The sequence below is a fragment of the Marilutibacter chinensis genome (assembly GCF_021725675.1).
GTDB lineage: Bacteria > Pseudomonadota > Gammaproteobacteria > Xanthomonadales > Xanthomonadaceae > Marilutibacter > Marilutibacter chinensis.
Genome location: NZ_JAKJPO010000001.1, coordinates 642,695 through 666,923 on the forward strand (window position 1 = coordinate 642,695; position 24,229 = coordinate 666,923).

General features: G+C 66.9%; 25 protein-coding genes and 1 pseudogene. 13 read left to right on the forward strand and 13 right to left on the reverse strand.

The window, feature by feature from the left end; all coding sequences use genetic code 11:
- Nucleotides 1-17 precede the first annotated feature (17 nt).
- Together L3V18_RS02845 and L3V18_RS02850 are read left to right on the forward strand one after the other, a co-directional pair.
- Nucleotides 18-164 (forward strand): hypothetical protein, encoded by a 147-nt coding sequence (locus tag L3V18_RS02845; protein WP_237053081.1) that lies wholly within the window; start codon nucleotides 18-20, stop codon nucleotides 162-164.
- Nucleotides 161-631 (forward strand): YaiI/YqxD family protein, encoded by a 471-nt coding sequence (locus L3V18_RS02850; RefSeq protein ID WP_237053082.1) that lies wholly within the window; start codon nucleotides 161-163, stop codon nucleotides 629-631. Before L3V18_RS02845 ends, L3V18_RS02850 begins: the two co-directional genes overlap by 4 nt.
- A gap of 35 nt (nucleotides 632-666) precedes the next feature.
- Here the strand turns inward: L3V18_RS02850 and L3V18_RS02855 are convergent, their stop codons facing one another.
- Entirely contained in the window at nucleotides 667-1,380 is a 714-nt protein-coding gene (locus tag L3V18_RS02855) for a CPBP family intramembrane glutamic endopeptidase (RefSeq protein WP_237053083.1), read from the reverse strand.
- A 391-nt stretch (nucleotides 1,381-1,771) separates the two neighbouring features.
- Here L3V18_RS02855 and L3V18_RS02860 point away from each other — a divergent pair, with 391 nt between their 5' ends.
- On the forward strand, nucleotides 1,772-1,996 hold the full coding sequence (locus L3V18_RS02860) for an SDR family NAD(P)-dependent oxidoreductase (protein ID WP_237053084.1): 225 nt from the start codon (nucleotides 1,772-1,774) through the stop codon (nucleotides 1,994-1,996).
- 17 nt (nucleotides 1,997-2,013) lie between these two features.
- Nucleotides 2,014-2,289: an SDR family oxidoreductase gene (locus tag L3V18_RS02865; protein WP_237053085.1), complete on the forward strand. Its 276-nt coding sequence runs from the start codon at nucleotides 2,014-2,016 to the stop codon at nucleotides 2,287-2,289.
- A 254-nt stretch (nucleotides 2,290-2,543) separates the two neighbouring features.
- Here L3V18_RS02865 and L3V18_RS02870 read toward each other — a convergent pair whose 3' ends face one another.
- Nucleotides 2,544-4,553 carry a glycoside hydrolase family 97 protein gene (locus L3V18_RS02870; RefSeq protein ID WP_237053086.1) on the reverse strand — a complete coding sequence of 670 codons (2,010 nt, stop codon included), beginning with the start codon at nucleotides 4,551-4,553 and terminating at the stop codon, nucleotides 2,544-2,546.
- A 182-nt stretch (nucleotides 4,554-4,735) separates the two neighbouring features.
- Nucleotides 4,736-5,122: a hypothetical protein gene (locus L3V18_RS02875; RefSeq protein ID WP_237053087.1), complete on the reverse strand. Its 387-nt coding sequence runs from the start codon at nucleotides 5,120-5,122 to the stop codon at nucleotides 4,736-4,738.
- Between the two features lie 207 nt (nucleotides 5,123-5,329).
- Here L3V18_RS02875 and dbpA point away from each other — a divergent pair, with 207 nt between their 5' ends.
- The 4 genes from dbpA (at nucleotide 5,330) to L3V18_RS02895 (ending at nucleotide 13,047) form a co-directional block, all read left to right on the forward strand.
- On the forward strand, nucleotides 5,330-6,715 hold the full coding sequence (gene dbpA, locus L3V18_RS02880) for an ATP-dependent RNA helicase DbpA (protein ID WP_237053088.1): 1,386 nt from the start codon (nucleotides 5,330-5,332) through the stop codon (nucleotides 6,713-6,715).
- A gap of 332 nt (nucleotides 6,716-7,047) precedes the next feature.
- Complete coding sequence (locus L3V18_RS02885; RefSeq protein ID WP_237053089.1) at nucleotides 7,048-7,722, forward strand: glutathione S-transferase family protein; 675 nt, start codon at nucleotides 7,048-7,050, stop codon at nucleotides 7,720-7,722.
- A 181-nt stretch (nucleotides 7,723-7,903) separates the two neighbouring features.
- Complete coding sequence (locus L3V18_RS02890; RefSeq protein ID WP_237053090.1) at nucleotides 7,904-11,755, forward strand: amino acid adenylation domain-containing protein; 3,852 nt, start codon at nucleotides 7,904-7,906, stop codon at nucleotides 11,753-11,755.
- 488 nt (nucleotides 11,756-12,243) lie between these two features.
- On the forward strand, nucleotides 12,244-13,047 hold the full coding sequence (locus L3V18_RS02895) for a hypothetical protein (protein ID WP_237053091.1): 804 nt from the start codon (nucleotides 12,244-12,246) through the stop codon (nucleotides 13,045-13,047).
- Nucleotides 13,048-13,860: 813 nt separating this feature from the next.
- On the opposite strand, the gene L3V18_RS02900 is transcribed toward L3V18_RS02895, so the two are convergent.
- The 4 genes and pseudogenes from L3V18_RS02900 to L3V18_RS02915 all read right to left on the reverse strand — a co-directional run bounded on the left by L3V18_RS02900 (nucleotide 13,861) and on the right by L3V18_RS02915 (nucleotide 16,104).
- Nucleotides 13,861-14,718, reverse strand: a complete 858-nt coding sequence (locus tag L3V18_RS02900) for a PA4780 family RIO1-like protein kinase (protein WP_237053092.1) — start codon at nucleotides 14,716-14,718, stop codon at nucleotides 13,861-13,863.
- 135 nt (nucleotides 14,719-14,853) lie between these two features.
- Nucleotides 14,854-15,012 carry a hypothetical protein gene (locus L3V18_RS02905; protein ID WP_237053093.1) on the reverse strand — a complete coding sequence of 53 codons (159 nt, stop codon included), beginning with the start codon at nucleotides 15,010-15,012 and terminating at the stop codon, nucleotides 14,854-14,856.
- Between the two features lie 52 nt (nucleotides 15,013-15,064).
- A pseudogene (locus L3V18_RS02910) lies at nucleotides 15,065-15,160 on the reverse strand (DUF6164 family protein); the annotation flags it as partial.
- An 86-nt stretch (nucleotides 15,161-15,246) separates the two neighbouring features.
- Complete coding sequence (locus tag L3V18_RS02915; RefSeq protein WP_237053094.1) at nucleotides 15,247-16,104, reverse strand: class I SAM-dependent methyltransferase; 858 nt, start codon at nucleotides 16,102-16,104, stop codon at nucleotides 15,247-15,249.
- Between the two features lie 147 nt (nucleotides 16,105-16,251).
- On the opposite strand from L3V18_RS02915, the gene L3V18_RS02920 reads away from it, so the two are divergent.
- Nucleotides 16,252-16,695: a tellurite resistance TerB family protein gene (locus L3V18_RS02920; protein WP_237053095.1), complete on the forward strand. Its 444-nt coding sequence runs from the start codon at nucleotides 16,252-16,254 to the stop codon at nucleotides 16,693-16,695.
- A gap of 87 nt (nucleotides 16,696-16,782) precedes the next feature.
- Here the strand turns inward: L3V18_RS02920 and L3V18_RS02925 are convergent, their stop codons facing one another.
- Nucleotides 16,783-18,495, reverse strand: coding sequence for a serine hydrolase domain-containing protein (locus L3V18_RS02925; protein WP_237053096.1), 1,713 nt, complete (start codon nucleotides 18,493-18,495; stop codon nucleotides 16,783-16,785).
- 95 nt (nucleotides 18,496-18,590) lie between these two features.
- On the reverse strand, nucleotides 18,591-19,229 hold the full coding sequence (locus L3V18_RS02930; protein ID WP_237053097.1) for a glutathione S-transferase family protein: 639 nt from the start codon (nucleotides 19,227-19,229) through the stop codon (nucleotides 18,591-18,593).
- Between the two features lie 221 nt (nucleotides 19,230-19,450).
- Here L3V18_RS02930 and L3V18_RS02935 point away from each other — a divergent pair, with 221 nt between their 5' ends.
- Nucleotides 19,451-19,636, forward strand: a complete 186-nt coding sequence (locus L3V18_RS02935) for a hypothetical protein (protein WP_237053098.1) — start codon at nucleotides 19,451-19,453, stop codon at nucleotides 19,634-19,636.
- A gap of 48 nt (nucleotides 19,637-19,684) precedes the next feature.
- Here the strand turns inward: L3V18_RS02935 and L3V18_RS02940 are convergent, their stop codons facing one another.
- Nucleotides 19,685-20,140 carry a pyridoxamine 5'-phosphate oxidase family protein gene (locus L3V18_RS02940; RefSeq protein WP_237053099.1) on the reverse strand — a complete coding sequence of 152 codons (456 nt, stop codon included), beginning with the start codon at nucleotides 20,138-20,140 and terminating at the stop codon, nucleotides 19,685-19,687.
- 453 nt (nucleotides 20,141-20,593) lie between these two features.
- On the opposite strand from L3V18_RS02940, the gene L3V18_RS02945 reads away from it, so the two are divergent.
- Both L3V18_RS02945 and L3V18_RS02950 read left to right on the forward strand, forming a co-directional pair.
- Nucleotides 20,594-20,908 (forward strand): YkgJ family cysteine cluster protein, encoded by a 315-nt coding sequence (locus L3V18_RS02945; protein ID WP_237053100.1) that lies wholly within the window; start codon nucleotides 20,594-20,596, stop codon nucleotides 20,906-20,908.
- Nucleotides 20,909-20,929: 21 nt separating this feature from the next.
- Entirely contained in the window at nucleotides 20,930-21,190 is a 261-nt protein-coding gene (locus tag L3V18_RS02950) for a hypothetical protein (RefSeq protein ID WP_237053101.1), read from the forward strand.
- 64 nt (nucleotides 21,191-21,254) lie between these two features.
- Here L3V18_RS02950 and L3V18_RS02955 read toward each other — a convergent pair whose 3' ends face one another.
- Together L3V18_RS02955 and L3V18_RS02960 are read right to left on the reverse strand one after the other, a co-directional pair.
- Nucleotides 21,255-21,878 carry a DUF1801 domain-containing protein gene (locus L3V18_RS02955; protein ID WP_237053102.1) on the reverse strand — a complete coding sequence of 208 codons (624 nt, stop codon included), beginning with the start codon at nucleotides 21,876-21,878 and terminating at the stop codon, nucleotides 21,255-21,257.
- A gap of 33 nt (nucleotides 21,879-21,911) precedes the next feature.
- Nucleotides 21,912-22,244 (reverse strand): hypothetical protein, encoded by a 333-nt coding sequence (locus L3V18_RS02960; protein ID WP_237053103.1) that lies wholly within the window; start codon nucleotides 22,242-22,244, stop codon nucleotides 21,912-21,914.
- Nucleotides 22,245-22,494: 250 nt separating this feature from the next.
- Here L3V18_RS02960 and L3V18_RS02965 point away from each other — a divergent pair, with 250 nt between their 5' ends.
- On the forward strand, nucleotides 22,495-23,385 hold the full coding sequence (locus tag L3V18_RS02965; RefSeq protein WP_237053104.1) for a hypothetical protein: 891 nt from the start codon (nucleotides 22,495-22,497) through the stop codon (nucleotides 23,383-23,385).
- A gap of 217 nt (nucleotides 23,386-23,602) precedes the next feature.
- Here the strand turns inward: L3V18_RS02965 and L3V18_RS02970 are convergent, their stop codons facing one another.
- Complete coding sequence (locus tag L3V18_RS02970) at nucleotides 23,603-24,067, reverse strand: hypothetical protein (protein ID WP_237053105.1); 465 nt, start codon at nucleotides 24,065-24,067, stop codon at nucleotides 23,603-23,605.
- Nucleotides 24,068-24,229 lie beyond the last annotated feature (162 nt).

Consider the following 24,229-nt stretch of genomic DNA (forward strand, 5'->3'; position numbering starts at 1 on the left):
CCACCCAGCGAGTGCCCATGGCCAAGAAGCCCAACTATTCATTCGAGAAGCGCCAGCGCGAGCTGGCCAAGCAGAAGAAGAAGGACGAGAAGAACGCCAGGAAGCGCGCAGAGCGCGAGGCGACGAAGGACGATTCGCCCACGTCCGCCGACGAATCGGAATGAACGACACGGCGCCGGCGACCCCGCAGATCTGGGTCGATGCGGACGCGTGTCCGGGGCCGATCCGGGACATCCTGTTCCGTGCGGCCGAGCGCACACGGGTGCAGGTCACCCTCGTCGCGAACCAGTGGCTACGCACGCCAACCTCGCGCTACATCAGGGCGCTGCAGGTCCAGGGCGGCTATGACGTCGCCGACGATGCGATCGCCGAGCGGGCGCGACCCGGCGACCTGGTGATCACCCAGGACATTCCGCTGGCCGCCCGCGTCGTTGCGAAGGGCGCCGACGCCGTCAACCCGCGTGGCGAACGCTACACCGCCGACAACATCGCCGAACGGCTGTCGATGCGGAATTTCATGGACGAGCTGCGCGGCGCCGGCGTGCAGACCGGCGGGCCCGCCCCGTTCGGCGCGCGCGACCGGCAAGTGTTCGCCAGCCAGCTGGACCGCTGGCTGGCTGCGCGGCGCTGAAAGCCGGCCGACACACCGCGTCCGTCCGGCATCGCTCAGTACTGCCACCAGATGACCACGCTCGCGATCGTGTTCCACATGGCGTGGGCCACGATGGGCGCGGTCAGCCGACAGCCGCGGGCGACATACAGCAGCGTCATCGCCAGACCTCCATAGAGGCCGGTATCGATCATTCCAGCCACACCCTGGTAGCCGTGGAGTGCGGCGAACGTCGCCGTGACCAGCAGTATCGCCGCGACCCATGCACCGCGCCCGCGGCCCAGGATTCCACGCAGCGCAGCCAGCAGATGCCCCCGGAAGAACAGCTCCTCGCTCAGCGCTCCGGCCCAGGCCAGCGCGATGAAGGCAGCCAGGCCGCCGACGGAATCGCCGATCTGCGCCGAGTTGGCGACCACGTCGCTGCGATCGGCACCTCCGGTCGCCGGAATCACCACCAGGAACTGCAACAAGGCAAAAACGACAGCGGTCCCGGCCCCGATGAGCGCGTCGACGCGCCAGTGGGCACCGACCCAACCGACATCGCCCAACCGATACCCTGCGATGCGCAGCCCCAGCAGGACCGCCGCAGGACCGAGCACGAGCTGGAACAGCGCGACCCATGCGTACGCCGCGCCCTGCAGCTCCAGCCCAAGCAGCACGCTGGGTATCCATTGCGACGCGATGGTCGCCACCAGCCAGGCGACCGCACCGACGATCAGCGCGGCCAACCAACGCTTGCGGGATACCCGTCCGGGCCGCGAGTCATCCATGCATCTGCTCCACTCCGGTTCCAGCCGATGCTAGCCGGATCCGGGAATCTCGCCCCGTGTCGATCGTCAGGCCCGTCCGGTCGATGTTCCGCTTGCGGACCATCGGGCAGCTCGGCTGCCATGCGTCCTGCGCCCGCCCTTCGACTCTGTCCCTGCCGCCGTTCTCGCGGCATGGAGCATCCGGTCTGTGGACGTTTCATCGGCGGGCCCGGAGCGCGGCCCGCCGGTTCGGGCGTTTCTCAAGACCGTGCCCGCCCCGTGACCTGACGCCTCCGCGTGTCGAACTCCGGCCCACCCGACCGTCACCCAAGCAGGACGGGGCGCGGGCGCGGACGGCCGGGTCCCGCCATGCAGGCGATGAAGCTCCGCGTCCCCGGACAGGAGAACGCAGATGATGCTCGAGAACAGGATTGCCGTGATCTACGGCGCTGGTGGTTCGCTGGGCGGCGCCGTTGCCTGCGCCTTCGCACGTGATGGCGCCAAACTGATGCTGAGCGGCCGCAGGTTGGAACCGGTGGAAGACCTTGTCGCCGCGATCCGCGCCACGGGCGGCAACGCGCAGGCCGCCCACGTCGATGCGACCGACCGCGACGCCGTCGACGCCCTCGCAGGATGAAGACCCATGGCAGCGGTGTGATCCTGTCGCTGACCGCCACGCCCGGCGGCATCGGCTATCCCAACGTCGGCGGCTTCGGCCCTGCCTGCTGTGCCATCGAGAGTTTCTCGTGCGACCTGGCCAGCGAACTGGGACCGCACGGCGTGCGGGTGACGAACATCCGCTACGCCGGATCGCCGGACTCGCGCGTGTTCCGCGAAGCCGTCGAACAGAGTGGCGAACGCGCCGATCGCGTTCGTCCACCCTGGAAAATGAAGTCGCCTGCGCATGCGGGGCCGCGCCAGTCGAGTTGACCGACACATCAGAACGCCGGCTCAGGGCCCGTCCTCGTCTGTTCACGCCCCCCTGTCACCATCCTCAGGGTGCCATGAAGATCCAGGGGCTTCGCTACTCAAGGCACCCCGACCAGACCGTATCTCCATTCGAGAGCCGAGAAGGGCCGCCTTCGAGACCGTCTGCCTCGCGACTTTGGAACCGGTGAAGCCGGCGCCATCTTCATCGGGATCCGAGTTCCCGCGACTCCGAGGGTCGCATCCGGCCCCATGCTCTATCTCGATACGGGCGACAGAACGGCCACCGCCCCGCCTGAAGCCGCAAGCGACAGTTCCATCCGGCCTGCCGCCGTTACCTGCCTCTCGCTGGAGCGAAGACTGTTGATGTCGTTGCCGTCCTCGAGAATCGACGCGCGGTAAGCCACGTCATCCTCCAAGAATGCCAGTGGCACATCGAGAACCCGCGCCTTTTCGTTCGTCATGGCGCCGACGTACCAGTCGCGCCCCTTTCTGCGGGCAGTGACGATGTACTGGCCGATGTCGCCTTCGAGAACCCGCGTCTCGTCCCAGGTGGTCGGCACCTGGCCGATGAAGCGAGCACCATCCGCCCAACTGCCGTCCTCGTTCGTGTACGCCTCGGGGCTATCGGCGACCATCACCAACGGCGAGTCGTAGACCACATACATGGCCACGGCCTGGCCACGCGTGGTCTGTACGAACGGCCGGGTGGATCGCTTCTGGACGGCGAACCGTTCCGGCGTCAACGACCGGAAGCCACCGGGTGTGTAGTCGATCGGCCCCAGGATCATGCGCGTGAACGGCAAGGTGACGTTGTGGGTGGCCGTGACTCTCGTGCTCCACTTGTTGTACTCGGCACCAAGCACGCCTTCCTGGGTCATGTAGTGCGGATAGGTACGGGTCAGGCCATCCGGCGGATAGGCACCATGCAGGTTGACCATCAAGCGGTGTTCGGCCGTCTTGCCCAGAAGCCTGTGATAGAAGCCGACCATGTCCTGGTCGCTGCGATCCATGAAGTCGACCTTGATGCCCTTGACGCCCCACGATTCGTACAAGGGCAGCGCCTCGTCCATCTGCCGGTCCAGCTGTTCCCATTGCAGCCAGATCCAGACACCGATCCCTCTTTCCTGCGCATAGGCGATGATGGCTGCCATGTCCATCTCCGCGACCGGCTTGGTGACGTCGGCTGGCGACGGCGTCGTCGAGCTTCCTTCATACCAGCCCTCGTCGATCAGGATGTATTCCAGGCCCATCGAAGCGGCGTGGTCGATGTATGCCTTGTAGGTGGCCGTGTTGACGCCCGCGTCGGGGAGATCGACAGCCCAGCCGTTCCACCAGTCCCAGGCGGCCTTTCCCGGCTTTATCCAGCGGGTGTCCGCGAGTGCCGACGGGCTGCCGAGCGTCGCGATCAGGTTCGACTCCGCGAGACCGCCGGGCGTATCGGCCATCATGACGACACGCCAGGGAGTGACGAGCGGCTTCTCGGCAAGCGATGCACGTACCGCCGGCCTCAGATATCCCGCACGCGGCTCCACTTCGGCACGTGGTGAGAGCGCCAACTGCAGGCCCAGCCCGCCGTCGCCCCGGCCGCTGTAGTACGCACCCGCGTAGTCGCGTTTGTCGGCTTCGGCGATGGCGAACGTGACCTGCTCCGTCTTGGCCTTGCAAACCAGGGGCGCATCGAAGAGATGAAACGCACGGATGGCCGACGCGCGGATCGGATCGAATTCGCCCTCGTGCGAGTTCTCATGGCGCCCCGGATTGAAACCCCAGCAGCGGTAGTCGGCCGGGAAGAAGAAGCCCGTCGACTCCGAGATGATGTTCAGCTCCGTGGCATCATCGCGCTGCGGCAGTACGTAGCGGAACGCGATGCCCTCGTCGTAGGCCCGGGCAACCAGGCGCAGGCCCATGGAGGCATGCTCTCCCGAGAACGTCAGTTCAAGCTGGTTGTAGCGGTCGGGAACGCTCGATGCCTTGCCCACGACAGGACGATAGACGTCGTCCACCCTCTCGCGTTCTGCACCTTGCAGCTTCATCGAGCTGCCGTCGATGACGCCCTCGTTGGTGACGAGCCCGAGCGGTGATGACGAAATGACCATGACGCCGTCCCGGACAACCGCATAGGACAGAGCGCCCTCGCTCGCGGTGACTTCCAGCCGGACACGGCGATCGGGCGACTCGACGACGTATGGCGGTTGCGCCCACGACGGCAGCGACACGGCCATGGCAAGAGCTGCTGATGTGATGCTCAGCGACAGGTAACGCATGATCGAATTCGTCTCTCCGAGTGACCGTGAAGCGAACCGGGTTCAGGACATTCTCTACGCGAAGCGCTCGGCCAGGCGCTGGTCAGTACACTGACTGACAGCGACCGCGATCGTCATGATCCCCACCGTGTTCGAGCTTCACCCGGTTGGCCTCATGTCACAAATGAAATAATGAACAGCTGCTATGCCGTAGACGAATAGAACCGGGCTGCACCTGCGCCCGTACCTTGCAGCAGCTCGTCAACGTCAATATCGGGCATCAGGCCATTGCAGCGAGTCAGGCCGAGTTTCGCGCCGATGGCTCTGGCACGCACACGAAATTCCGGTGCAAAGGCGGGTGGCTGCCGTGGCGGCTGCGGTGCCCTGTCCTGCTGCAGCCAAGGCGCCGCCGGGCTCCGGAAGATGATCTCGACCCCCAGGTAGTCGCGGGCGAAGCCTACGAACTCATCCCGGGAGAAGGTCTCCCCGTCCTGCGGATCGACGTAGCTCAGCGTCGGCTCCTGAACCGCCATGGCCACCAGCGTCAGCCGCTGCCGGTATCGATTGAAGAACGGATAGGCGCTGCGCACTGCGCACTGCGCACTGCGCACGCCGGCAGGGTGCGATGCCGGGCCCGCCCGGGCCGATGCCCGGAGCGCCGGCCCTCACATGGAAGCGCCGCACCCGGTCCGCATGCAGCCACCATCCTCGCCGTCGGCATCCAGGTTCTCCGGGCCCGCCGGCATATTCCTGCGATTGCCGACGCGCCCGGGGCGCAATCCGTATCATGCCACCGCATGACCGACCGCCTCCCCGAGTTTTCCGACCTCCCGCTCAATCCGGCGCTGCTGCAGGGCCTGGATGCGTTCGGCCATGTGCAGATGACGCCGGTCCAGGCCCAGGGGCTTCCGGCCCTGCTCGAAGGCCGCGACCTGATCGCCCAGGCGCCCACCGGCAGCGGCAAGACCGCCACGTTCGGGCTGGCCCTGCTGCACCACCTCGACCCCGCGCAGATCCGCCTGCAGGCGCTGGTACTGTGCCCGACCCGCGAACTGGCCGACCAGGTCGCCAAGCACATCCGCAGGCTCGCCACCGGCATCGCCAACCTCAAGCTGCTGACCCTGACCGGTGGCGTTCCGCTCGGACCGCAGCTCGCATCGCTCACGCACACGCCGCACGTCGTGGTCGGCACTCCGGGGCGCGTGCTGGAACTGCTGGAGAAGCAGGCGCTGGGCCTGCGCGACATCCGCGTACTGGTGCTCGACGAGGCCGACCGCATGCTCGACATGGGCTTCGAGGAACCGATCCGCAGGATCGTCGCCCGCACTCCGAAGCAGCGGCAGACGCTGCTGTTCTCCGCCACCTGGCCGGATGGCATCCGCACGGTCGCGGACCGCATCCTGCGCGACCCGCTGACGGTCGCGGTGGAGACAGGCGAGCCCCACGCCGACATCGAACAGCGCTTCTTCGAGGTGGACAGCGCGCGCAAGCCCGCCGCCCTCGCCGGCCTGCTGATGGAATACAACCCCGAATCGGCAGTGGTGTTCTGCAACATGCGCCGCGACACCGAGGAAGTGGTGTCCTCGCTGACCCACCTGGGCTTCTCCGCCGCCGCCCTGCACGGCGACATGGAGCAGCGCGACCGCGAGGAAGTGCTGGTGCGCTTCGCCAACCGCAGCTGCCAGGTGCTGGTCGCCAGCGACGTCGCCGCGCGTGGACTGGATGTCGAGAACATCGGCGCGGTCATCAATTACGAGTTACCCACCGACCCGGCCGTCTACGTGCATCGCATCGGCCGCACCGGCCGCGCCGGCCGCAAGGGCGTCGCGCTCAGCCTGTGCGCCCCGCGCGAGATCGCCCGCGCCCGGGCGCTGGAAGAACTGCAGGGCACGCCGTTGAACTGGCAGAAGCCGCCGATCGCCGCACTGCGCCCGGGCGCCGCCCCGCCCGCGACCATGGCCACCCTGCGCATCGACGCCGGCCGCACCGACAAGCTGCGCCCCGGCGACATCGTCGGCGCCCTCACCGGCGACGCCGGCCTGCCCGTCGACGCGCTCGGCAAGATCGACATCTTCCCGACCCGCAGCTACGTCGCGATAGCGCGGTCGAAGGCCAACCAGGCGCTGTCGCGGTTGCAGGCGGGGAAGATCAAGGGAAGGAAGTTCCGGGTGCGGAAGGTTTAAGGAACCTCTCCGATCAATTCAGAGATTCCGTGCGCCATGAATGGCGACACGCGAATCAAGCACGCAAGTGCTTGATTCGGCGGGAGCAAGGTCGAGCCTGGCTTGACCTTGCGACGTCTGAACAAGCCCAGGATGGATTTGTTCAGACCTTCCCCAAGGGACGACGGCGGATCCGTCGCTCCCGGGTTGGAGGCCGGCTCCGCCTTGCGGCCAAGGCAGTCCTGCAAAGCCGCTGCCGGGCCTGTCCCTGCTCCGGCAGTGCTGTCGATTTCCCGCCCCGCGGCTCGTCGACCCGGTAGACGGACACTTCGATCCGCATCGGGAGACCTGCAATGACACCGACCATCACCGCGTTCCGGGCTTCGCCCGATGGCGGCCGGGGACTCGCGCGCGACATGCGCGTGCGGTGGGCGCTTGAGGAGGTCGGCCGGCCCTACGACGTGCGCCTGCTGTCGTTCGAGGAGATGAAGCAACCCGCACACCTGGCGCTTCATCCCTTCGGGCAGATTCCCACCTATGAAGCCGACGACCTGGTCCTGTTCGAGTCGGGCGCGATCGTGCTGCATCTCGCCGAACGCTTCGAGGGCCTGCTGCCCGCGGATGCCAATGCCCGCGCCCGTGCGATCGCCTGGATGTTCGCCGCGCTCAATACGGTGGAGCCGCCGATCGTCGAGCGCGAACAGGTCACGTACACCGAAGGCGACAAGCCCTGGTACGCGCATCGCCTGCCCCTCCTCGAAGAGCGGATCCGTCACCGGCTGGGCCAGCTTTCCGGACGTCTCGGCGTTCGCGACTGGCTCGCCGGCGCTTTCAGCGCCGGCGACCTGATGATGGTGATGGTGCTGCGTCGCCTGGAAGGCATGGAGATCCTGGAAGACTTCCCCACCCTCGTCGCCTACGTCGCGCGCGGTCAGTCGCGACCCGCCTATCAGCGTGCGTTCGCCGCGCAACGGGCGGTGTTCGCCGGAAACGCCGCGACCGGGAAGCCTGCCCGGCATCGGGCGTGAGAGCGCGGCATCCGGCTGGCCCGCACGGACTTCTCGCGTGTGCGACCGCAGCAGACGCTGCAGCGAACCGCGCATCGTGCCGTGCCCGCCCGGCCTTTCCCTGCCTGCCTCGATCCATCGTCAAGCGCCCGCCCGGCGGCTTGCGCCATACACCGCCTGAACAGCACGCAGACGCGTCATCTTGTGCTCCCTGGCATGCCCTTTCGCCGACACAGGGACTAGACTGCCAAGCCGATTTCCCAGCAAGGAGTGCTCGATGCAGCGGTCGGAACAACGTCACACGCAGGAAAACGTGACGCAAAACACAATCGCACCCGCCGGGAGCGCCGCCTCCCTGACGGCAGATGCGGCGCACCGCGTGCTCGTCGAGTGGAACCGGACCGCGCAACCCTACGACCGGATGGAAACCATCTGGGGGCTCTTCGAGAAACAGGCACAGGCACATCCGGGACGCACCGCGATCATCGACGGACATGCGCAGATCGACTACGCGCAATTGGCCGCACGGGCGAACGCCATCGCAGGCAAGTTGGTGACGCGGGGCGTGCAGCCGGGAGCCCTGGTCGGCGTGTGCATGGGCCGCACCTGGGAACTGGTGGCGGCTCTGCTGGGCGTCCTGCGGGCAGGATGCGCATACGTGCCACTGGATCCCGAATATCCGCGGGAGCGGGTGCGCTACATGCTGGAGCACGCCCGGGCGGCGGCCGTCATCGTGGACGGCGAGAAACAGGCCGGGCTCTGCGCCGGGGCAACCGAGCTGGTGCGACTCGACGCGACAGGCGAACGGTTGCCGGACACGATACCCGGCCCCTCGGCACGGGATCTCGCCTATGTCATCTACACGTCGGGCTCGACCGGACAGCCCAAGGGCGTCGCGGTCGAACATCGAAGCGTCGTGGCGATGACCCGGTCGATGCGCAAGCTGCTGGACGACGAAGAGCTCTCGGGCGTGCTGGCGGCGGCCTCGATCTGTTTCGACACCTCCGTCATGGAGATCCTGGGGACGTTGTCGCTCGGCGGAACGGTGGTGCTGTCGGAAAACGCGCTGGCGCTGCCGGAACTGCCGTCGGCGGACCGGGTACGCACGACCGTCATGGTGCCGTCGGCGATGCAGGGCCTGCTCGCGGCCGGCGGGCTGCCGGAAGGCGTGCGCTGCGTCGTGCTCGGCGGCGACGTGCTCAAGCTCCCGCTGGTGGAACAACTGCACGCGCTGGCGCAACGGCCGCGCGTGCTCAACGTGTACGGGCCGACCGAGCACACGGTCTACTGCACCGCCGTCGAACTTCCGCCTGGCGTGAAGGCGGTCACGATCGGCAGACCCGCGTTGAACTGCCGCGCCTACATCCTGGACGACGCCCTGCGGCCAGTGCCGGAAGGCGTGCCGGGAGAGCTGTACCTGGCGGGGGACCAGCTCGCACGTGGCTATCTTCACGATGAAGCGCGCACGAAGGAGCGGTTCGTCGAGGTGGATCCGAACGGACCTGCGGGCAGCCAGATCCCGGACCAACGGCTGTACCGGACCGGAGACCGATGCCGCTGGACGGAAGACGGCGAGATCGAATTCCTGGGTCGACTCGACCAGCAGGTCAAGCTCCGCGGTTTCCGGATCGAACTGGAGGAGATCGAATCCGCGCTTGAGTCGATGGAGGGCGTCGACGATGCAGCGGCGGCGGTCGTCGACGTCGAGGGCGGCAAGACCCTGCTCGTCGGGTACGTGACCAGCCGGGACGAGGCGGTGACCAACGAGGCCGTGCGCATGCGCGTGGCGGAGCGGCTGCCCAGGTACATGGTGCCCCAGGTGGTGATGCGGCTCGCCGACATGCCGCGCCTCCCCAACGGCAAGCTCGACCGCAAACGGCTTCCGCGCCCGGAACTGGGGCGGGACTACGGCATATCCGACACGGCGGACCCGCATGCAGGCATCAAGGTCTCCGACAAGGCCGGGGAACTGTCGTCTCGCCTTGCGGGCCTGTCGAGCAGCGAACGGCATGCGGCCCTGCTGGCGACCATCCAGGCCGAGATCGCGCGCTTCCTCCGCCTTCGCGATCCCGCACAGGTTCCGCCGCACCAGGCGTTCGAAGTCCTCGGCCTCGACTCGCTGGACTCGGTCGAACTGAGCCATCGGTTGTCCACGGTGCTGGGCCGGAAGCTGCCCGCATCGATCCTGGTCGAATACCCCACGCCCGCCGCCGTTACCGATCACCTGCTCGATGTCCTGGAAAGCGGCGCCGCGGATCGGATCCACGACCGGGCGAGCCGCGCGGCCGCCGACACGCTGGGGCATTTCCAGGCGCAGATCCAGTCCGGCCATCCGCCGTTCCTGGCGGCACGGGCACCCGCCTGGTCCGCGACCGACAAGGGCACGCTCATCCGCGCGCTCAAGAGCCTGCTCACCCGCTCGGGACGGGAGCCGTACAGCAAGCTGGTACGCACAGGCAGCGGCCACAAGGGCACGGTCGCCGACGTGCACACCGGCGAAGAGCACGAAGCGATCATCTGGAGCACCAACCTGTATCTCGGCCTGAACCGCGACAAGGACGTCATCCAGGAAGCCCGATCGGCCCTGGAACGCTTCGGCACCGGGATGGGAACCTCCCCGACCGCATCCGGCATGACCGATCTCCACCTGCAGTTCGAGAAGGAGTTCGCGGAGCTGGTGGGCAAGCCTGCCGGATGCCTGTTCTCCACGGGATTCACCGCGAATCTCGGCGTGATCGCGGGCATGGTGGGCGACAAGGACGTGGTCGTGATGGACCAGCTCTGCCACGCGTCCATCGTCGACGGCGCGCGCCTGAGCGGCGCCAGGATCCGGACCTTCAAACACAACGATGCGTCCGACCTGCAGTCGGTGCTTGAAGCCGAAGCATCTCCCTACCACACGACCCTGGTGGTGCTCGAAGGCGTCTACAGCATGGGAGAGGGAACCGCGCCGGTGGCCGACATCGTGCGCACCGCCAAACGGCACGGTGCGCTCGTTCTCGTGGACGAGGCGCACTCGTTCGGCTTCTACGGTCCACGCGGCGCCGGCATCTGCGCGGCCCAGGGCGTCACCGACCAGGTCGATTTCATCATGACCACGCTCAGCAAGGCGCTCGGCAGCCTCGGCGGCGTGATCGCTGCCAGCGAGGAGCACGTCGCCCTGCTCAAGACCTCCGCCCGGGCCTATGTCTTCCAGGCGACCGCCACGCCCGCCGACATCGCCGCCGCGCTCGCCGCCTTGCGGCGGCTCCGCACCGACGACGCGCTGCGCGAGCGGCTCTGGGACACCACCCGCTACATGCGGGAGCGCTTCTCCGAAGCCGGCTACGACCTCGGCACCGGCGACGGCCCCATCGTCACTCCGCATTTTTTCGACAGCGACCTGCTCTACGCCATCGCGCGCGGCCTGCACGCGCGCGGCATCCACACCACCGCCGTCACCTATCCGATCGTGGAGCGCGGACGCGGCCGCCTGCGGTTCATCTGCTCGGCATCGCATACCCGCGAGGACGTGGACAGGACACTCCAGACATTGATCGACGTGGAACGCGAAGCGAAGGCGGCACGCCCGGCCGCGACCGCTCACGCGGCCGGCGACAATGGATCGCAAGCAGACCGGTCGATCGCATCCGACGAGGACACCGGCGCACCGGGCCAGCAGACCCAAGCGCGCGGCGCCCATCCGGGGCGTCCCGGCGTGGAGGCGTGGGCAGCGGCCTTCGCCAGCCATCTCCAGAAGATGCTGGCCGCGTCGTCGGGTCCGATGCCGAGCCTCGCGGTGTCGATCGGGCTGCCGGACGACGGCGCCCCCGTCGCGATACGGATCGATGGGCGCGACGTCGCACTGGCAGGCCCGCCTGCCCCGCATGCGCCATCCTGCACGCTGCAGCTCTCCGACGACCGCGCGATCTCCGCGCTGTGCGTATCCGACGTGCAGAGCCTGCTGGACAGCGTCATCGGGGGCGGCTGCGTGCTCGGCGGCCAGGTCGAACCGTTCGTCTGGCTCATCGGGCGCATGGCCGAACGGCAAGGGCTGGACGCACGGCTGCGATAGAGGGCTGCCAAGACTCTCCGGCCTGCACTGCCGATGCCTCGGCATGCAGGCTGCAAACTTGCCTGTTCGACCTTACCGTCATCACAGTAAACCTGGTTGCCATCGCACACGGGATGTCCCTCGTTACGGCAAACCGTGCGATCAGTCCATCGGCGGAGCGCAGATACTGGACGGACTGGAATGACACCGGACTCACCAGTTCCACGCCACCGAGATCGCGGCATCGCCTTCTTGAACGCGGATAATCCGCCGCAGACCCCATGGGATCTCCCATTTATCACCCCCCTTCTTCTGACCCGGCGCAACCTGGGAGAGACCTGTCGATCACGCATGCAAACCGGCCCGGCAATGACCCGCAAGGTGGTTCCCCGTCCTTTTATTGCCGTTTTACATACCTCGTTTCAATCGACATACTCCCATCGACTTGCCAGAGGAAGCCAGGCTGAGTCGACCGAAGCAGATCAAACAGAATCGACAGGGGAACGGTTATGACCGCGATCAGGGAGTATGCGAAATCGATTCACGCGAACCTCGCCGGATTTCTGCCTTCACAACCATTGGGCAACAGCTCGAATGTCGGCGACCTTTATTCCATTGGCACGTTCAACAAGAGCAATATCGAAAAGATCGGCAGCATCTACAATTTCGGCGGAGAGCCGCAGGAACTGCACTCAACGAAGAAGGCCGAGCAGCTGAGCCTGCAGAGCGCGACCGGCGTGAAGGCCACCTCCAAGCTCAAGGGCAATGCGCCCACGATCCCAGGCAGCAGTCTCGGCGTTGACGAAGCGGGGATCACCGTCGAATTTCAATCGAACACATCCTACCTCTTCGTGGCCGAAGGGCTCAGCTACAAGGAACCGGTCAACATGCCAGCGTTCCTGACGTCGGCCAGGACCGCCATCGGCAAGGTGGACCCGCGGCAGATCGGCTTCAACTCGCTCTGGCTGGTCATGAGAATTGCCGAGGTTGACCGTTATACGCTTGCACTCGCGAAAAGCAGGGCCGCGGTGTTCGAGGTAGGTGCATCCGGATCAGTCACGGCTCTCGGGCTCTCCGACCTAGCATCAGCGGAAGCATCCTTGAAACTCGCCAGGACCCATAACCTGCAGTACAGCGTCCTGTCTTCGAAAGGGAGCGGCATCTTCTTTTTCGCCAAGAAGGTGGAAGTTGGCGGCGCAATACGTGCGTATACGCCGGTGGGCGGCTATTGGCCCCCAAACAAGTCCGCCAGGCGCGCCTCTTTCGAAGATCTTTCTGGCGACGATGTGAAGGCATTTCTCGACGCCCTTTAGAGAACCTGGCTGGCTCTGCGGTACCGCGTGCCATGGACGGTGCGCCAATCAAACTGCAGGCGATCGTTTCGACGAGAGCGGGGCCGACCCCGACTTCCGCTTGCAAGGTCTGGACAAGTCCAGGATTTGGGTCATCCGGGCTGTCAGAGGTACCAAGGATGCTGGCAGTTTGCCTTGCCGCCGCCTCCCTCCGCCCTTCTTGCTCGTTGCTGTCCATGGGATCAAGATCCCCGGTTGTTGTCGGGGTGCTCGCTCTGCCCTCGGTTTTTGGGCGCATACTCCGCGGACCGACTGCGACCGCAGTCCAGCGCCGAGGCGCCGAGGAGAAGCACATGAGCAAGGGCCTGAACCAGAAGAAGGACCAGAAGAAGAAGCCGGCCAAGTCGATGAAGGAGAAGCGGGCCGAGAAGCGCGACAAGAAGGCGACCAAGGGCTTTGCTCCGGTCTGAAGCCTGCCCCGCTCAGGCAAAACGAAAGACCCGGAAGAATCCGGGTCTTCCTGTTCGAGGAAAGCGCACCCTGTCCCCTGTTTTCCACATCACCGGACAGAGGGGCCCTGGCCCTGCGCGGGACGATCGGGCGGCCATGCGAGCCGCCCGCCCGATCGATGTCCGGGGGAAGCGGCTCCGACCCTCGTCTTTCTGGCGTCACCGTGGATCGGACTTGCGGCCCTGCCGGCGCACCCAACTACAGGCTCACGTCGATCGGGTCCTTGCGACAGGGCGGAACGGGCAGCGACAGTTCGCCCCTGACCCGATCGATGCCGACCGGAAAGCCATGAACTGCGCCCGCTCGACGCACCGATGGATGGTCTCAGCCGTCCTGCGCCGCGGCTTCACGGCCCTGCTGGCGTATCAACGCTTCCTCGCGTGCATCGTTGATGGCGTGTCGCACGCCATCGATATCGGGCACCGATTCGTCGTGGGCGAACTCCCCGGTCAGCTCGCTGTCAGGCCGCAGCGCGCCGGACTCGAACAGTGCCCACATCTCCTCGCCATACCAGGTCTCCAGCAATTCCGGCGCCCAGGCGCCCAGGCTGGCGGTGAGGTTGTTGACGTCGCGCAGCAGCATCGTGCGCGCGGCGTTGTTGCCGGCGGCGTCGACTACCTGCGGGAAATCGATGATCACCGGGCCGTCGGGCGCCACCAGCACGTTGTACTCCGACAGGTCGCCGTGGATCAGGCCAACGCACAGCATCTTCACGACCTGCCGCATGAGGAAGCGATGGAAACCGCAGGCCTGGTCGTGCGACAGCTCCACTTCGCCCAGCCGCGGCGCGGAATGCCCATCGGCGTCCACCACCAGCTCCATCACCAGTACGCCGTTGAAGTAGCCGTACGGCTCCGGCACGCGTACGCCGGCGTCGCGCAGCCGGTACAGCGCATCCACCTCGGTGTTCTTCCAGGCCGCTTCCTGCTGCTTGCGCCCGTACCGGGTCGCCTTGCCGATGGCGCGCATCTCGCGGCTGCCGCGCACCTTCCGTCCTTCCTGGTACTGCACGCGCTGCTGGAAGCTGCGCTGCGCCATGTCCTTGTAGACCTTCGCACAGCGCACCTCGCCGCCGCTGCGCACCACGTAGACCGACGCCTCCTTGCCGCTCTTGAGTGGTCGCAGCACCGCGTCGATGACGCCGTCGTCGATCAGCGCCTGCAGCGCGGTGGGGGTTTTCATGGAATCCTGGAGGAAAGTCGCGGCGCGGAAGGCACGGAGGGGGCGGCATTCTCGCACTACGGCGCCGATGCTGCCGGGAATGGAACAGGGACGATTCAGGCGCGGGAATGAACCTGAACAGGTTCGCCCCCCGCTTCAGCCCCCACGAAGCCGGATCATCGGCAGCGCCATCAGACCGAGCAGGAGGACGATCGCGATCACCGTCAGCACGATGCGCAAGGGTCCGGCACGCAGCACGGTCCAGAACGTCTCCGCGGTCCCGTCGCGGACCGCGGCCTCGCGCTCGGCGCGCACGGCGTTGCGCCTGGCAATCGGCCATCAGGCGCCTGGCCTGCGCGACATTCGCATCCTCCCTGACATAGATTCCGCCCGCCGAGATGCCCCACAGGCTGGGTGGGGTTTCGTAGAACGCAATGCGCGCCGCATCGAGCCATCGATGCATCAATGCATCGCGCACGTCGTCGACCCGCCGTCAGGCCGGTTGCGCAGGTTCAGCAGGCCCGGCCATGGCGGGATGACAGCGGTCCCTCAGCGCCGCCCCGCCGCGCAGATCGTCGTGTTCGGGATGCGGACACTGCCATCGGCGGACAGGTACGGCCGAAGCCCTTCGGCGAGCCGGCGCCGATATTCCGTCCGCTGCCCGGACGGCCTGTCGAGAAACAGGGCGGCAAGGTCCGGAGACACGTCCAGCACGTACTGCGTGCACTCGTCGGTGGATGCCCACTCCAGGGTCAGCTCGACCGGTTCGGCGCGGACGTCCGCGAATCCGGCGTGGATCATCGCCTTCTCCAACGCGTCCTGCGCCGGTCCGGGCAACGAAGGCGCCTGTGGCCTTGGTGCCGGTAGACCGAACGTTTCCCGGGCGACAGCCTCCGCAAGATCCGCCAGCGGGCGGCTGCCGGCCCCTGCCCACACCGCCGTGGCGAACGCACCGCCGGGCACGAGCATGCGGCGTATCGTCGCCAGCGCACCCGGCGGATCCGGCAGGGACATCACGCCCCATCGGCAAAGAACCGCATCGAAGCTGCCGTCGGGGAAATCCATCCGCGCTGCATCGGCCTGCCTGAACTCCACGTTCGATATCCCCGCCCTGGCCGCCCGCTCCCGGGCGATGTCGAGCATCCGCGATGAAACGTCCGTCGCGACCACCCGTCCCGCGGGTCCGACGCGGCTCGCCGCCAGCAACGCGGGCTCACCAATCCCCGTTGCGATGTCGAGCACCCGCTGCCCGGGTTCCACCTCCGCCAGTTCCAGCATCCGTTCGCTGACGCATCGCGCCGCGTTCTCGATCGTGCGCCACCACTTCTCCCAGCCGGCTGCAACACGATCCCACTGTTCGCCCTGGCCTTCCTCACCAGGTGCCGGGACATGGGACGGGGTATTCACGGGTTCGATTCCTCGAAAGCCGGTCGGGGTGGACGCTTCCCAGGCGAGGGGGCGCAACGACCGTCTCCGCCCCTTTTAGTCGGGTTGAGATCGCATGGGAAGGCCCCAGCTTCTGTAACTCGGCCGTACCGCCTCGGAGGCACCGTCTTGACCGACTGGTTCAAGGCTCTTACGAGCATCGTCAACAATCACGAACCCTCGCCCGACCCGCATGCACTGCCCCGGGCCGCCGCCGCGCTGTTGCTGGAGATGGCGGTCACCGCCGAAGGGGGCGACCAGGTCGAACTGGACGTGGTCCACCAGGCGATGGCCAAGGTATTCGGCATGGCGCCGGCCGAGCTCGAATCGCTGATGGAGCAGGCACACGAGGCACGGCGTCAATCGATATCGCTGCATGAATTCACCCGCGGCCTGCGACCTGGACTCGATCCCGAGCAGCGTGCCGAACTCGTCGAATGGCTGTGGCGGGTCGCATTCGCCGACGCGCGGCTGGACATGCACGAGGAGCTGATGGTCCGCCGCGTGGCCGACCTGCTCGCCGTTCCGCATTCCGAATTCATCCGTCGCAAGCTTCTGGCGAAGGCGCGGTAGCGGAAACGCAGGAACAGGCCCGGTTGAACCACCGGCTCCTGCCTAGAAGGTGCATCCGACGCCGTTTGTCCCGGACGCCTGAAACCTTCAGCCCCGACGAAGCCGCAGGTTCCGCCATCTCGGGACGTCCTTGCGGAAGTCGACGGCTTCGCCATCGCTGGTGAAGAACAGCCCGGGCTCCTGCTCGACCACCAGGCGGACGCCGTTGATGAACAGGTAGCCGTTGCGGCGTTCCACCTTTACGTCGAACGCAGGTTTACCCCACTGGTCGACGGTGTACGTGCCGAGATGGCGTGCCCAGGTGTCGAGATCCGGACCGGGTGGATCGTTCGGCCCTTCGTTGTAATCGAGGCTTGCCTCGCCCTTGCCGCATTCCAGATGGGCAGGGAGACCGTCAGCCGCCGGAACGTACTGGTATCCCGTGAGGTCTCCGTCCGGCGCGGCCGTGAAGAACGCCGTCGGTGCATTCACCAGCAGGGGGCCGTGCGTTCCGCCCGTGTCTTCGTCGAAGCGCAGCCCGTCGCCCTCCTCCCTGATGCGCGCGGTGACGTTCCTGCCGACATAGGAGCCGACAAGTTCGCGCCGCAACGCGGCGGTCGGCCGGATCGGCGCGATGGCCTTCGCGGTCAGCCGCGGCATGGCCGCACCAAAACGACCGGTCAGCGCTCCCTCGATCAACTTGCTGCCGAAGCGGTACGGTGCGGACGCCCGGCGATTGAACATCGCCGCCCAGCCGAGCCGGGCGGCAGGACAGTAAACGAAAACGCAGCCGAAACCGAAGCCGCCGCCCTGATGGCTCAACACGCGCACGGGGGTCTCTCCATAGCGGACCTCGTTGCGGATGACACCCAGGCCGTAGTCGCCGCCCAGTCCGAAGCCGTGCATCTCCTGCCAGATATCCGGATCCAGCAATGCGTCACCGCGCACCCGTCCGCCGTCGAGGTGGAATGCCAGGTACGCGGCCATGTCGCGCGCACTCGCGTACACGCCGCCTGAAGCCACGAGCGGCGTCACCGCGGGAATCGTGTCGTATCCCTCTTCGTGGCCTACGGCGCGGTTCCTCCGGGCGGTGTAGACCTCCGGATCGGCCGTGCTGTCGTGCATGCCGAGGGGCTCCAAGAGTTTCCGGCGCAGCCATTGCGCGTATGGCATTGCGGTCCTCTCATGGAGGATGAAACCCGCAAGGTCGTACCCGAGGTTGGAGTAGCGATAACGCTCGCCTACGGGAAAGCGCAGCCACGTATCCGAGATGCTGCGGACATGCGCCTCGAAGCTGGGCGATTGCGGCTCGTAGTTGTTGCCCGTGGGTGCCTCGTGCGTGAGTCCCGCCCGGTGACACAACAGCAGCCGCAGCGTGATGCGGTCCTGCGGGTTGGCCTCGAAACGACTCGAAACCTTGAATCGCGGCAGGTAGCGGACGATGGGCACGTCGAGGTCCAGCAGTCCTTCCTGGGCCGCGAGCAGGACACCCACCGCCGTGAAGTGCTTGGACGTCGACTGGATGCTGAAGATCGTCTCGCTGTCCACGTCCACGCTGTCGGGACCGCCCGTCTTGCCAAAGCCTTCGACCCATACCGGCCGGCCATGATCGAGGAGGCAGACAGCCGTGCCTTCGACACTTTGGGCCGCCATCCCGGCGACGATCGCCGCACGCTCGGCCTTGACCAGCGCGTCCAGCGAGTCGCCCGTCGCACCCGGGGCCGGCTGTGCGTCCAGCCGGCCTCCCACGCCCGCCAATCCGGCGGCAACGCCCGTCGCGGCATGGGCCAGGAAGGAACGGCGGTTCATCGGGTACGTCATGGGCAGCCTCCTCTTCGTCATCGCGGCGACAAACGGCTTCGCAAGACCGGGAAAGAACGAGCTCCCCTGTCCGGCAACCGCAAAAACGGACTGATCTATGCCCGCCTCTCGTCCGCCGCCGCAAAATGCGCGAACTGGGCGGCGTGCGCCTTGCGGAAGGCGGAACGGTCGGTGACACGCGCGACATAGGCCTCTGAAGCGGGGCGCTCGCCGTGGGCGCGGAGCTTCGAAACCCGCAGCACGTCCGCCATCACCAGGTCGGCGACGGTGAAGCGGTCGGCGGCGAGCCACTCGCGCTCGCGCAGCACCGCCTCCAACTGCTGCAGCCGCTTGTCCATCCAGCCGGTCAGGCCGTTGTCCTCCTGGCCGGACAGCGACAGGAACCACCAGGGCACGGTCACCATTTCGATCGAGTTGAGCGCCGCCACGACCCATTGCAGCGTTGCCGCCGCACCGGACGCATCGCGCGGCATCAGCGCTTCGCTCTTGCCCGCCAGGTGCAGCAGGCAGGCCCCGCTCTCGAAGATCGAGACCTCGCCGTCGGTCAGGAACGGCACCTGCCCGAACGGCTGGCGGTCGAGATGATTGGTTTCGCGATCATCGAACGGCACCGTCCGGACCTCGTGCGCCAGCCCCGCCTCCTCGGCGGCCCAGCGCAGGCGCAGGTCGCGCACGAAGCCGCGCGGCCCCGGCGGCACCCAATCGTACGTCCAGATGGTCAGCGTATCGGCCATGGTCCCGTGCCTCTCCATAATGGATTCCGACCCTGCATCCTAGGCGGCGGCGAGGACCAGCGACAGGACCGACTCCCTCCTGTCACGGTGGGAATTGGCTGGTCAGGCGATTCGACTGGCTGACGACCTGCACGTTCCGCTCCCTCGACCCCCACACGCATCACGGCACCACGGCGGGCGCGCTGCTACGCTGGGCGTCATCCCATCCCGAGACGTCCCCGATGAAATACCTGCTTGTCCTCCTGCTCGTCCTGCCGCTGTCCGCCTGCGTCATGTTGCCGGGAGACTTCGGCGGCCCCGCCGGCAAGCGGCTGGTCTGCCACAAGGGCAAGAAGACACTGGAGCTGCCGCCCGAAGCGATCAGCGCCCACCTCGGCCACGGCGACTACCGGGGGCCGTGCCACTGAGGCGACAGCCGGGCGCGGCCAGCGCCGCCGCCGGCCATGCCAGGGCGCTCAACACGTGACCAGGTCGGTATGGCCGAAGCCCAGGCTGTAGTCGAGCACCGAGATCACCACCGGCTCGATGCGGAAGATGCGGACCTGGTCGGCCGTGGGCATCGGTATCGGCAGCGGCGTCTTCTGTTCGGGGTACTTGCCGGGGAGCAGGCGCAGGATGCGCCCGCCCTCCGCGGGGTCGAGCACGGGCCTCGCCCGCGCGGCCATCGACAGACCGGTGATGCGCATGATGTCCGGCGTGTCGTGGTCGATGGTCAGCGACACCCGGTCGTCGCGCGCGATGTTCGCGGCCTTCTGGCTCTCGAGCCCACACAGGAAATACAGCACCAGGCCCTCGTTGACATAGCCCACCGTGGTTGCCTGCGGCCAGCCATCGGGGCGCAGCGTCGCGATGGTCATGATGCGGTGCGCATCGAGCAGCGCCTGGATCTTCCGCCGGATCGTCTCGTCCACGCCGGTTCTCCGCTGTGGAAACAGCAGGCATCCTCCGCCAGCATGGGCGCCGGCATGTTGATTTGAGTCATTAAAAGGAACGCCGACGAAGCCCCCGGGTACATGAACCCGGCCTTCATTCCCGCGAAGACCGGCCACCGGGACCTGAACAGCCGCGTCCGAAAGAAACGCGCCCGAAAGAAGATGGCGCGGAATGGAGGTTCCGCCCCACCGTTGCGGGCGCGCAGGGCCGCTGCCCGGGCACTGCCGACCGCGCCGTCACCCCGCCACGGGTTTAGTTGTGTAAGCTGGCAGCCGCACCACCGTTGCATTCGCGCGTCCCCTCCGACTGCCGTCGCCGGTTTCGCTCCCTCCATGCGTGACCACCCGTTTCGGGTGTCGCTTCCCGGGAGCGCCCATGCCAGGCCATTCCTTCCCCGCCCCGACCCCACCCGCCCGCGAGCGGCCGCGCGCATGAGCGCCGTCGCCGCCGACGTCCCGCTGTGCAGCCGCTGCGACGCCGTGTGCTGCCGCCTCACGGTGGTCCTGCAGCCGGAAGACCGGGTCGCCGGACATCTCACCACCCATACCGCCGCCGGCCTGCACGTCATGGCGAAGGACAAGGATGGCTGGTGCGTCGCGCTGGACGGTGCGCGCATGTGCTGCTCCATCTACGAGAGCCGCCCCTCGGTGTGCCGCCGCTTCGTCATGGACGGGCCGTACTGCCAGGCCGTCCGTGAGGACTACCGCGACCACCGCACGCGCGGCATCCCCCTCGTCCTCTACTGACCCCACCTGCGCGAGCATCCGATGAAATCCTATATGGCGGTCTTCCGTTTCACCCTGAGCCCCAGCCAGAGCATCGGCCCGGCGCAGTTGCACGCCCTGTGGGCCCGCGCCTGCCAGACGCCGCAGGTCAGCGTCGCCCGCAACCTCTTCCGCGGACGGCCGACGTACTCGCTGTATGCCGCGCACCAGCTGCGCGACCTGCCGGAGGTCGAGCGGCGCCTGCGCCAGCTGCTGGAGGAAAACCACCTGAACGCGTCGCTGACCGCGATGCATTCGCACTGACGACGGCCCACAGCCGCCATCCCGTTCATTCTCGAAGCTCCACGGGAACGGCGGAGCCCATGCGCTACATCTTTTCGCCCGGGAGGCGGCTGGCCTGCTCCACCCAATCGGTGAGCTGCCGGGCGTCGAAGGCGTCGCCTTCGCGCAGGTGGACATAGCGGACATCCGGCACCTTGGAGGCTTCCGGCGGCACCGGGTGCAGGGACTCGCCGCGGAAGAACGTGACCTTGATGTAACGGTCGTAGCAGTGGAACGAGAGGAACCAGCCCTCGGCACGCGGAGCGCCGTAGAACGGGGAGTTCCACTTCACTGCCTTGCGCACGCCAGGGACGGTGCGGCCGATCAGCGTGTCAAGGCGCCTGGCGACGGCGCGTTTCCACCCGGGGATCGCCTGAAGATAGGCGCGCACCGGTGCATTGCCCTCGCCTTTCGGGATCTGCGGGTTGCCGCCCGACAGCAGGCGCGGGCCGGAGCCTGTTGTCTTCTTCGCCCGCTTCGTGGCGGGCTTCTTCTTCGCCTTTCCGACGGTCTTCTTCGTTGCGGTTTTCTTGGTCGTCTGTTTCGTGGCGCGGCTCGCCGACTTTTGGGCCGCGGCCTTCTTCGCGGGCGTGCGGGTCGGCTTCCTGGCCGCTTTCTTTGTCGCGCTGCGCGGCCGCTTTCCGGCGTTCCTGGTGGCTTTCGTTGCCATGCGCTCACCTTTCCGGAGGTGGAGGGGCCCAGCCTAGGAAACTCCCGGTGAAGCCTGCGCCAGCGTGGCGCCAAGCCCGGCATCGCCCTTGCGGGGCCGCCCGGAGTGATGGGCTTCGTGCGCCAAGCCATTGATTCCACGCGTCACGTACGCGACTTCGCACGCGAAGTCGTCGACCTGACGCATCAAGTCCGTGACCTGACGTTCCAGGTCGGTGACTTGGCGTTTCATATCGCCGACTTCGCGCGTCAAGTCGATGACCTCGTGTTCCAGGTCGTTGACTTCACGCTCCAGGTCGTTGACTCCATCGTTCAAGTCGTTGATCTGACGGGCGACGTCGGCGATCTGGCGGCTGATGTCGGGCACCAGGCATGCGGATTTCGATTCAGCGGAACACCGTGAAGGCTGGCCATGCACGGTCTGCCGGTACCGATCGCTCGGCCGCTTCCGACCCGGGGCTGGCATTCGGGAGCGGGTCGCAAGCGACAGAGCCACGCATCCCGGAGGCCGGTAGAATCGTCGAATGCCCTCGCCTCGCAAACATCCACAGCCCGAGATTCCGCGCCCCTTCGTCTGGCGTCCAGGTGACGGCCCCCATGCCAGCTGCATTCAGCGTATGCGCGACCACTTCCGTCGTCCTGCAGAACCGATGGGTGAAGCCTGGTTCATGGGCGAGCGGCGGATGTTCGATCTGCTGCTCGGCGACCTCGAGGAACTTTCGCTAGAAGAGCTGCGCGAACCGCTCGAGGAGATTGCATCTGGAAATTCCAGTTTCGGCCCCATGGACGAGTGGACCGCCTGGTATCGCTACCTGCTGGCACAGCTCGTCCCCCGCCACACAGAGCGATCGTTCGACAGTCTGTACCAGCACCTCGTCACGGCGTTCATCGCCGTGCATCCGCGCCGCATAGACGAGCCATACCCCGGTTTCGCCGATGACGCGCGGCAGACATTGGGCCGCTGCCTGATGGATCCGTCCCGCTGGACAGGAGATCGGCTGGCGGTTCCGGCGCCGGAAGACCCGTTCGCAGGCGGGCGGCGCGCTGCGTTTGAGTGGAACGTGGCGTGCGGGGACTTCTCGGCGGGCATGTTCTTCTGCGCGAAGTACCTCGACGAGGACGAACTCGACGCCTGGCTCGACTCGGTATTCGCAATCCGTTGCCCGCTGTGGACGTCGCAACTCTACAACTGGCTTTTGGCAGCCCATCCTTTGCTTGCGGGGCGCGTCCTGGAGCTGGCCAAGCTCGATTCCGACCTGTCTACAAACGTTGTGTGGCTCGGGGCGCACGTACTGAAGGGAGACTTCTCCGGTGTTCACGAACCATCGCCATCGCCGCTGCCCTTGTTGTCCCCGGACCGTTGTGAGGCGGTACTGGCTGGTGCGCGCAGGCACGTGTCGGAAGCGAGCTATTTCGCCTGGCTCGACGCAATCAAGCCATACCCCTATCTAGAGACCATGCAAGGTGGCGCGCCGAGTCGCTTCGCCGATGTTTTCAACATCGCCTGACAGGTCCGCGCTTGACCGCAAGTGGTCACCCGCCATCCGGTTGATCCGTGCCAGAACCGCATCCAACCTATGCGACGCGGCATCCATTTCACCCCGGCACTCGCACCTGGAGTGCGCCTTGCCGCCCGCCCCGCGCGGGCGCCTGCATGCCGGGCGGGGCCCGGAACGCAACAGGCCGCCCGGAGGCGGCCTGTCGTGTCTGCGCGGTGGGGCCGGGTCAGCTGGGCTCGACGGCCCTCCGGCGGGTGCGGGCGAAGCGGCCGCCGATTTCCCGACGCAGCTCGTCCAGGCCCTGCGCGGCGCCGGACAACTTGATCTGGCCATAGCCCTCCAGCGCCACGTCCATGACGTCGCTGCCCAGGGCCGCCACGGTGTCGTCCACCCGCGACACCAACCGCTGCAGGCGCTCCAGCAAGGGCTTGAGCTGGTCGAAGGCGAGCAGGTCGGCCTGCGCCGCGGCCAGGTCGAGGCTGGGCGGCACGATGGTCGGGTTCTGCTCCAGCACGCGCAGCACCTGCCGCGCGAACGGCTCCGAGCGCGGGCCCATCAGCATCAGGCCACGGCGGTCGCCGCTCTCCATCGACAGCAGCGCGGGCAAGGCCTCCTCGATCTGCTGCAGGCCGGCGACCACCGCGGCGATCTGCGCATCGGTGAGGGTCATTTCAACAAGGTTCTGGGACACGTAGGCACTCCTTTGACATTCCATGTGTGGGACCGGCGCTGCTGGCCGGTGGCGCCCATGCCGGGCGCCCACGCATGGTCCGGGCAATCGGCCGGAAAGACAGTCGGGCAACTGCGCCTGGCGGGGTAGGAATTTTCCTAGCCTGGTCCGGTGGGTGTCGTA

Excerpts from the sequence above, each read along its gene's own strand:
- L3V18_RS02845 (WP_237053081.1), top strand. The coding sequence starts at position 18 with ATGGCCAAGAAGCCCAACTATTCATTCGAGAAGCGCCAGCGCGAGCTG.
- L3V18_RS02850 (WP_237053082.1), top strand. The coding sequence starts at position 161 with ATGAACGACACGGCGCCGGCGACCCCGCAGATCTGGGTCGATGCGGAC.
- L3V18_RS02855 (WP_237053083.1), bottom strand. The coding sequence starts at position 1,380 with ATGGATGACTCGCGGCCCGGACGGGTATCCCGCAAGCGTTGGTTGGCC.
- L3V18_RS02860 (WP_237053084.1), top strand. The coding sequence starts at position 1,772 with ATGATGCTCGAGAACAGGATTGCCGTGATCTACGGCGCTGGTGGTTCG.
- L3V18_RS02870 (WP_237053086.1), bottom strand. The coding sequence starts at position 4,553 with ATGCGTTACCTGTCGCTGAGCATCACATCAGCAGCTCTTGCCATGGCC.
- dbpA (WP_237053088.1), top strand. The coding sequence starts at position 5,330 with ATGACCGACCGCCTCCCCGAGTTTTCCGACCTCCCGCTCAATCCGGCG.
- L3V18_RS02885 (WP_237053089.1), top strand. The coding sequence starts at position 7,048 with ATGACACCGACCATCACCGCGTTCCGGGCTTCGCCCGATGGCGGCCGG.
- L3V18_RS02895 (WP_237053091.1), top strand. The coding sequence starts at position 12,244 with ATGACCGCGATCAGGGAGTATGCGAAATCGATTCACGCGAACCTCGCC.
- L3V18_RS02900 (WP_237053092.1), bottom strand. The coding sequence starts at position 14,718 with ATGAAAACCCCCACCGCGCTGCAGGCGCTGATCGACGACGGCGTCATC.
- L3V18_RS02925 (WP_237053096.1), bottom strand. The coding sequence starts at position 18,495 with ATGACGTACCCGATGAACCGCCGTTCCTTCCTGGCCCATGCCGCGACG.
- L3V18_RS02930 (WP_237053097.1), bottom strand. The coding sequence starts at position 19,229 with ATGGCCGATACGCTGACCATCTGGACGTACGATTGGGTGCCGCCGGGG.
- L3V18_RS02935 (WP_237053098.1), top strand. The coding sequence starts at position 19,451 with ATGAAATACCTGCTTGTCCTCCTGCTCGTCCTGCCGCTGTCCGCCTGC.
- L3V18_RS02945 (WP_237053100.1), top strand. The coding sequence starts at position 20,594 with ATGAGCGCCGTCGCCGCCGACGTCCCGCTGTGCAGCCGCTGCGACGCC.
- L3V18_RS02950 (WP_237053101.1), top strand. The coding sequence starts at position 20,930 with ATGAAATCCTATATGGCGGTCTTCCGTTTCACCCTGAGCCCCAGCCAG.
- L3V18_RS02955 (WP_237053102.1), bottom strand. The coding sequence starts at position 21,878 with ATGGCAACGAAAGCCACCAGGAACGCCGGAAAGCGGCCGCGCAGCGCG.
- L3V18_RS02965 (WP_237053104.1), top strand. The coding sequence starts at position 22,495 with ATGCGCGACCACTTCCGTCGTCCTGCAGAACCGATGGGTGAAGCCTGG.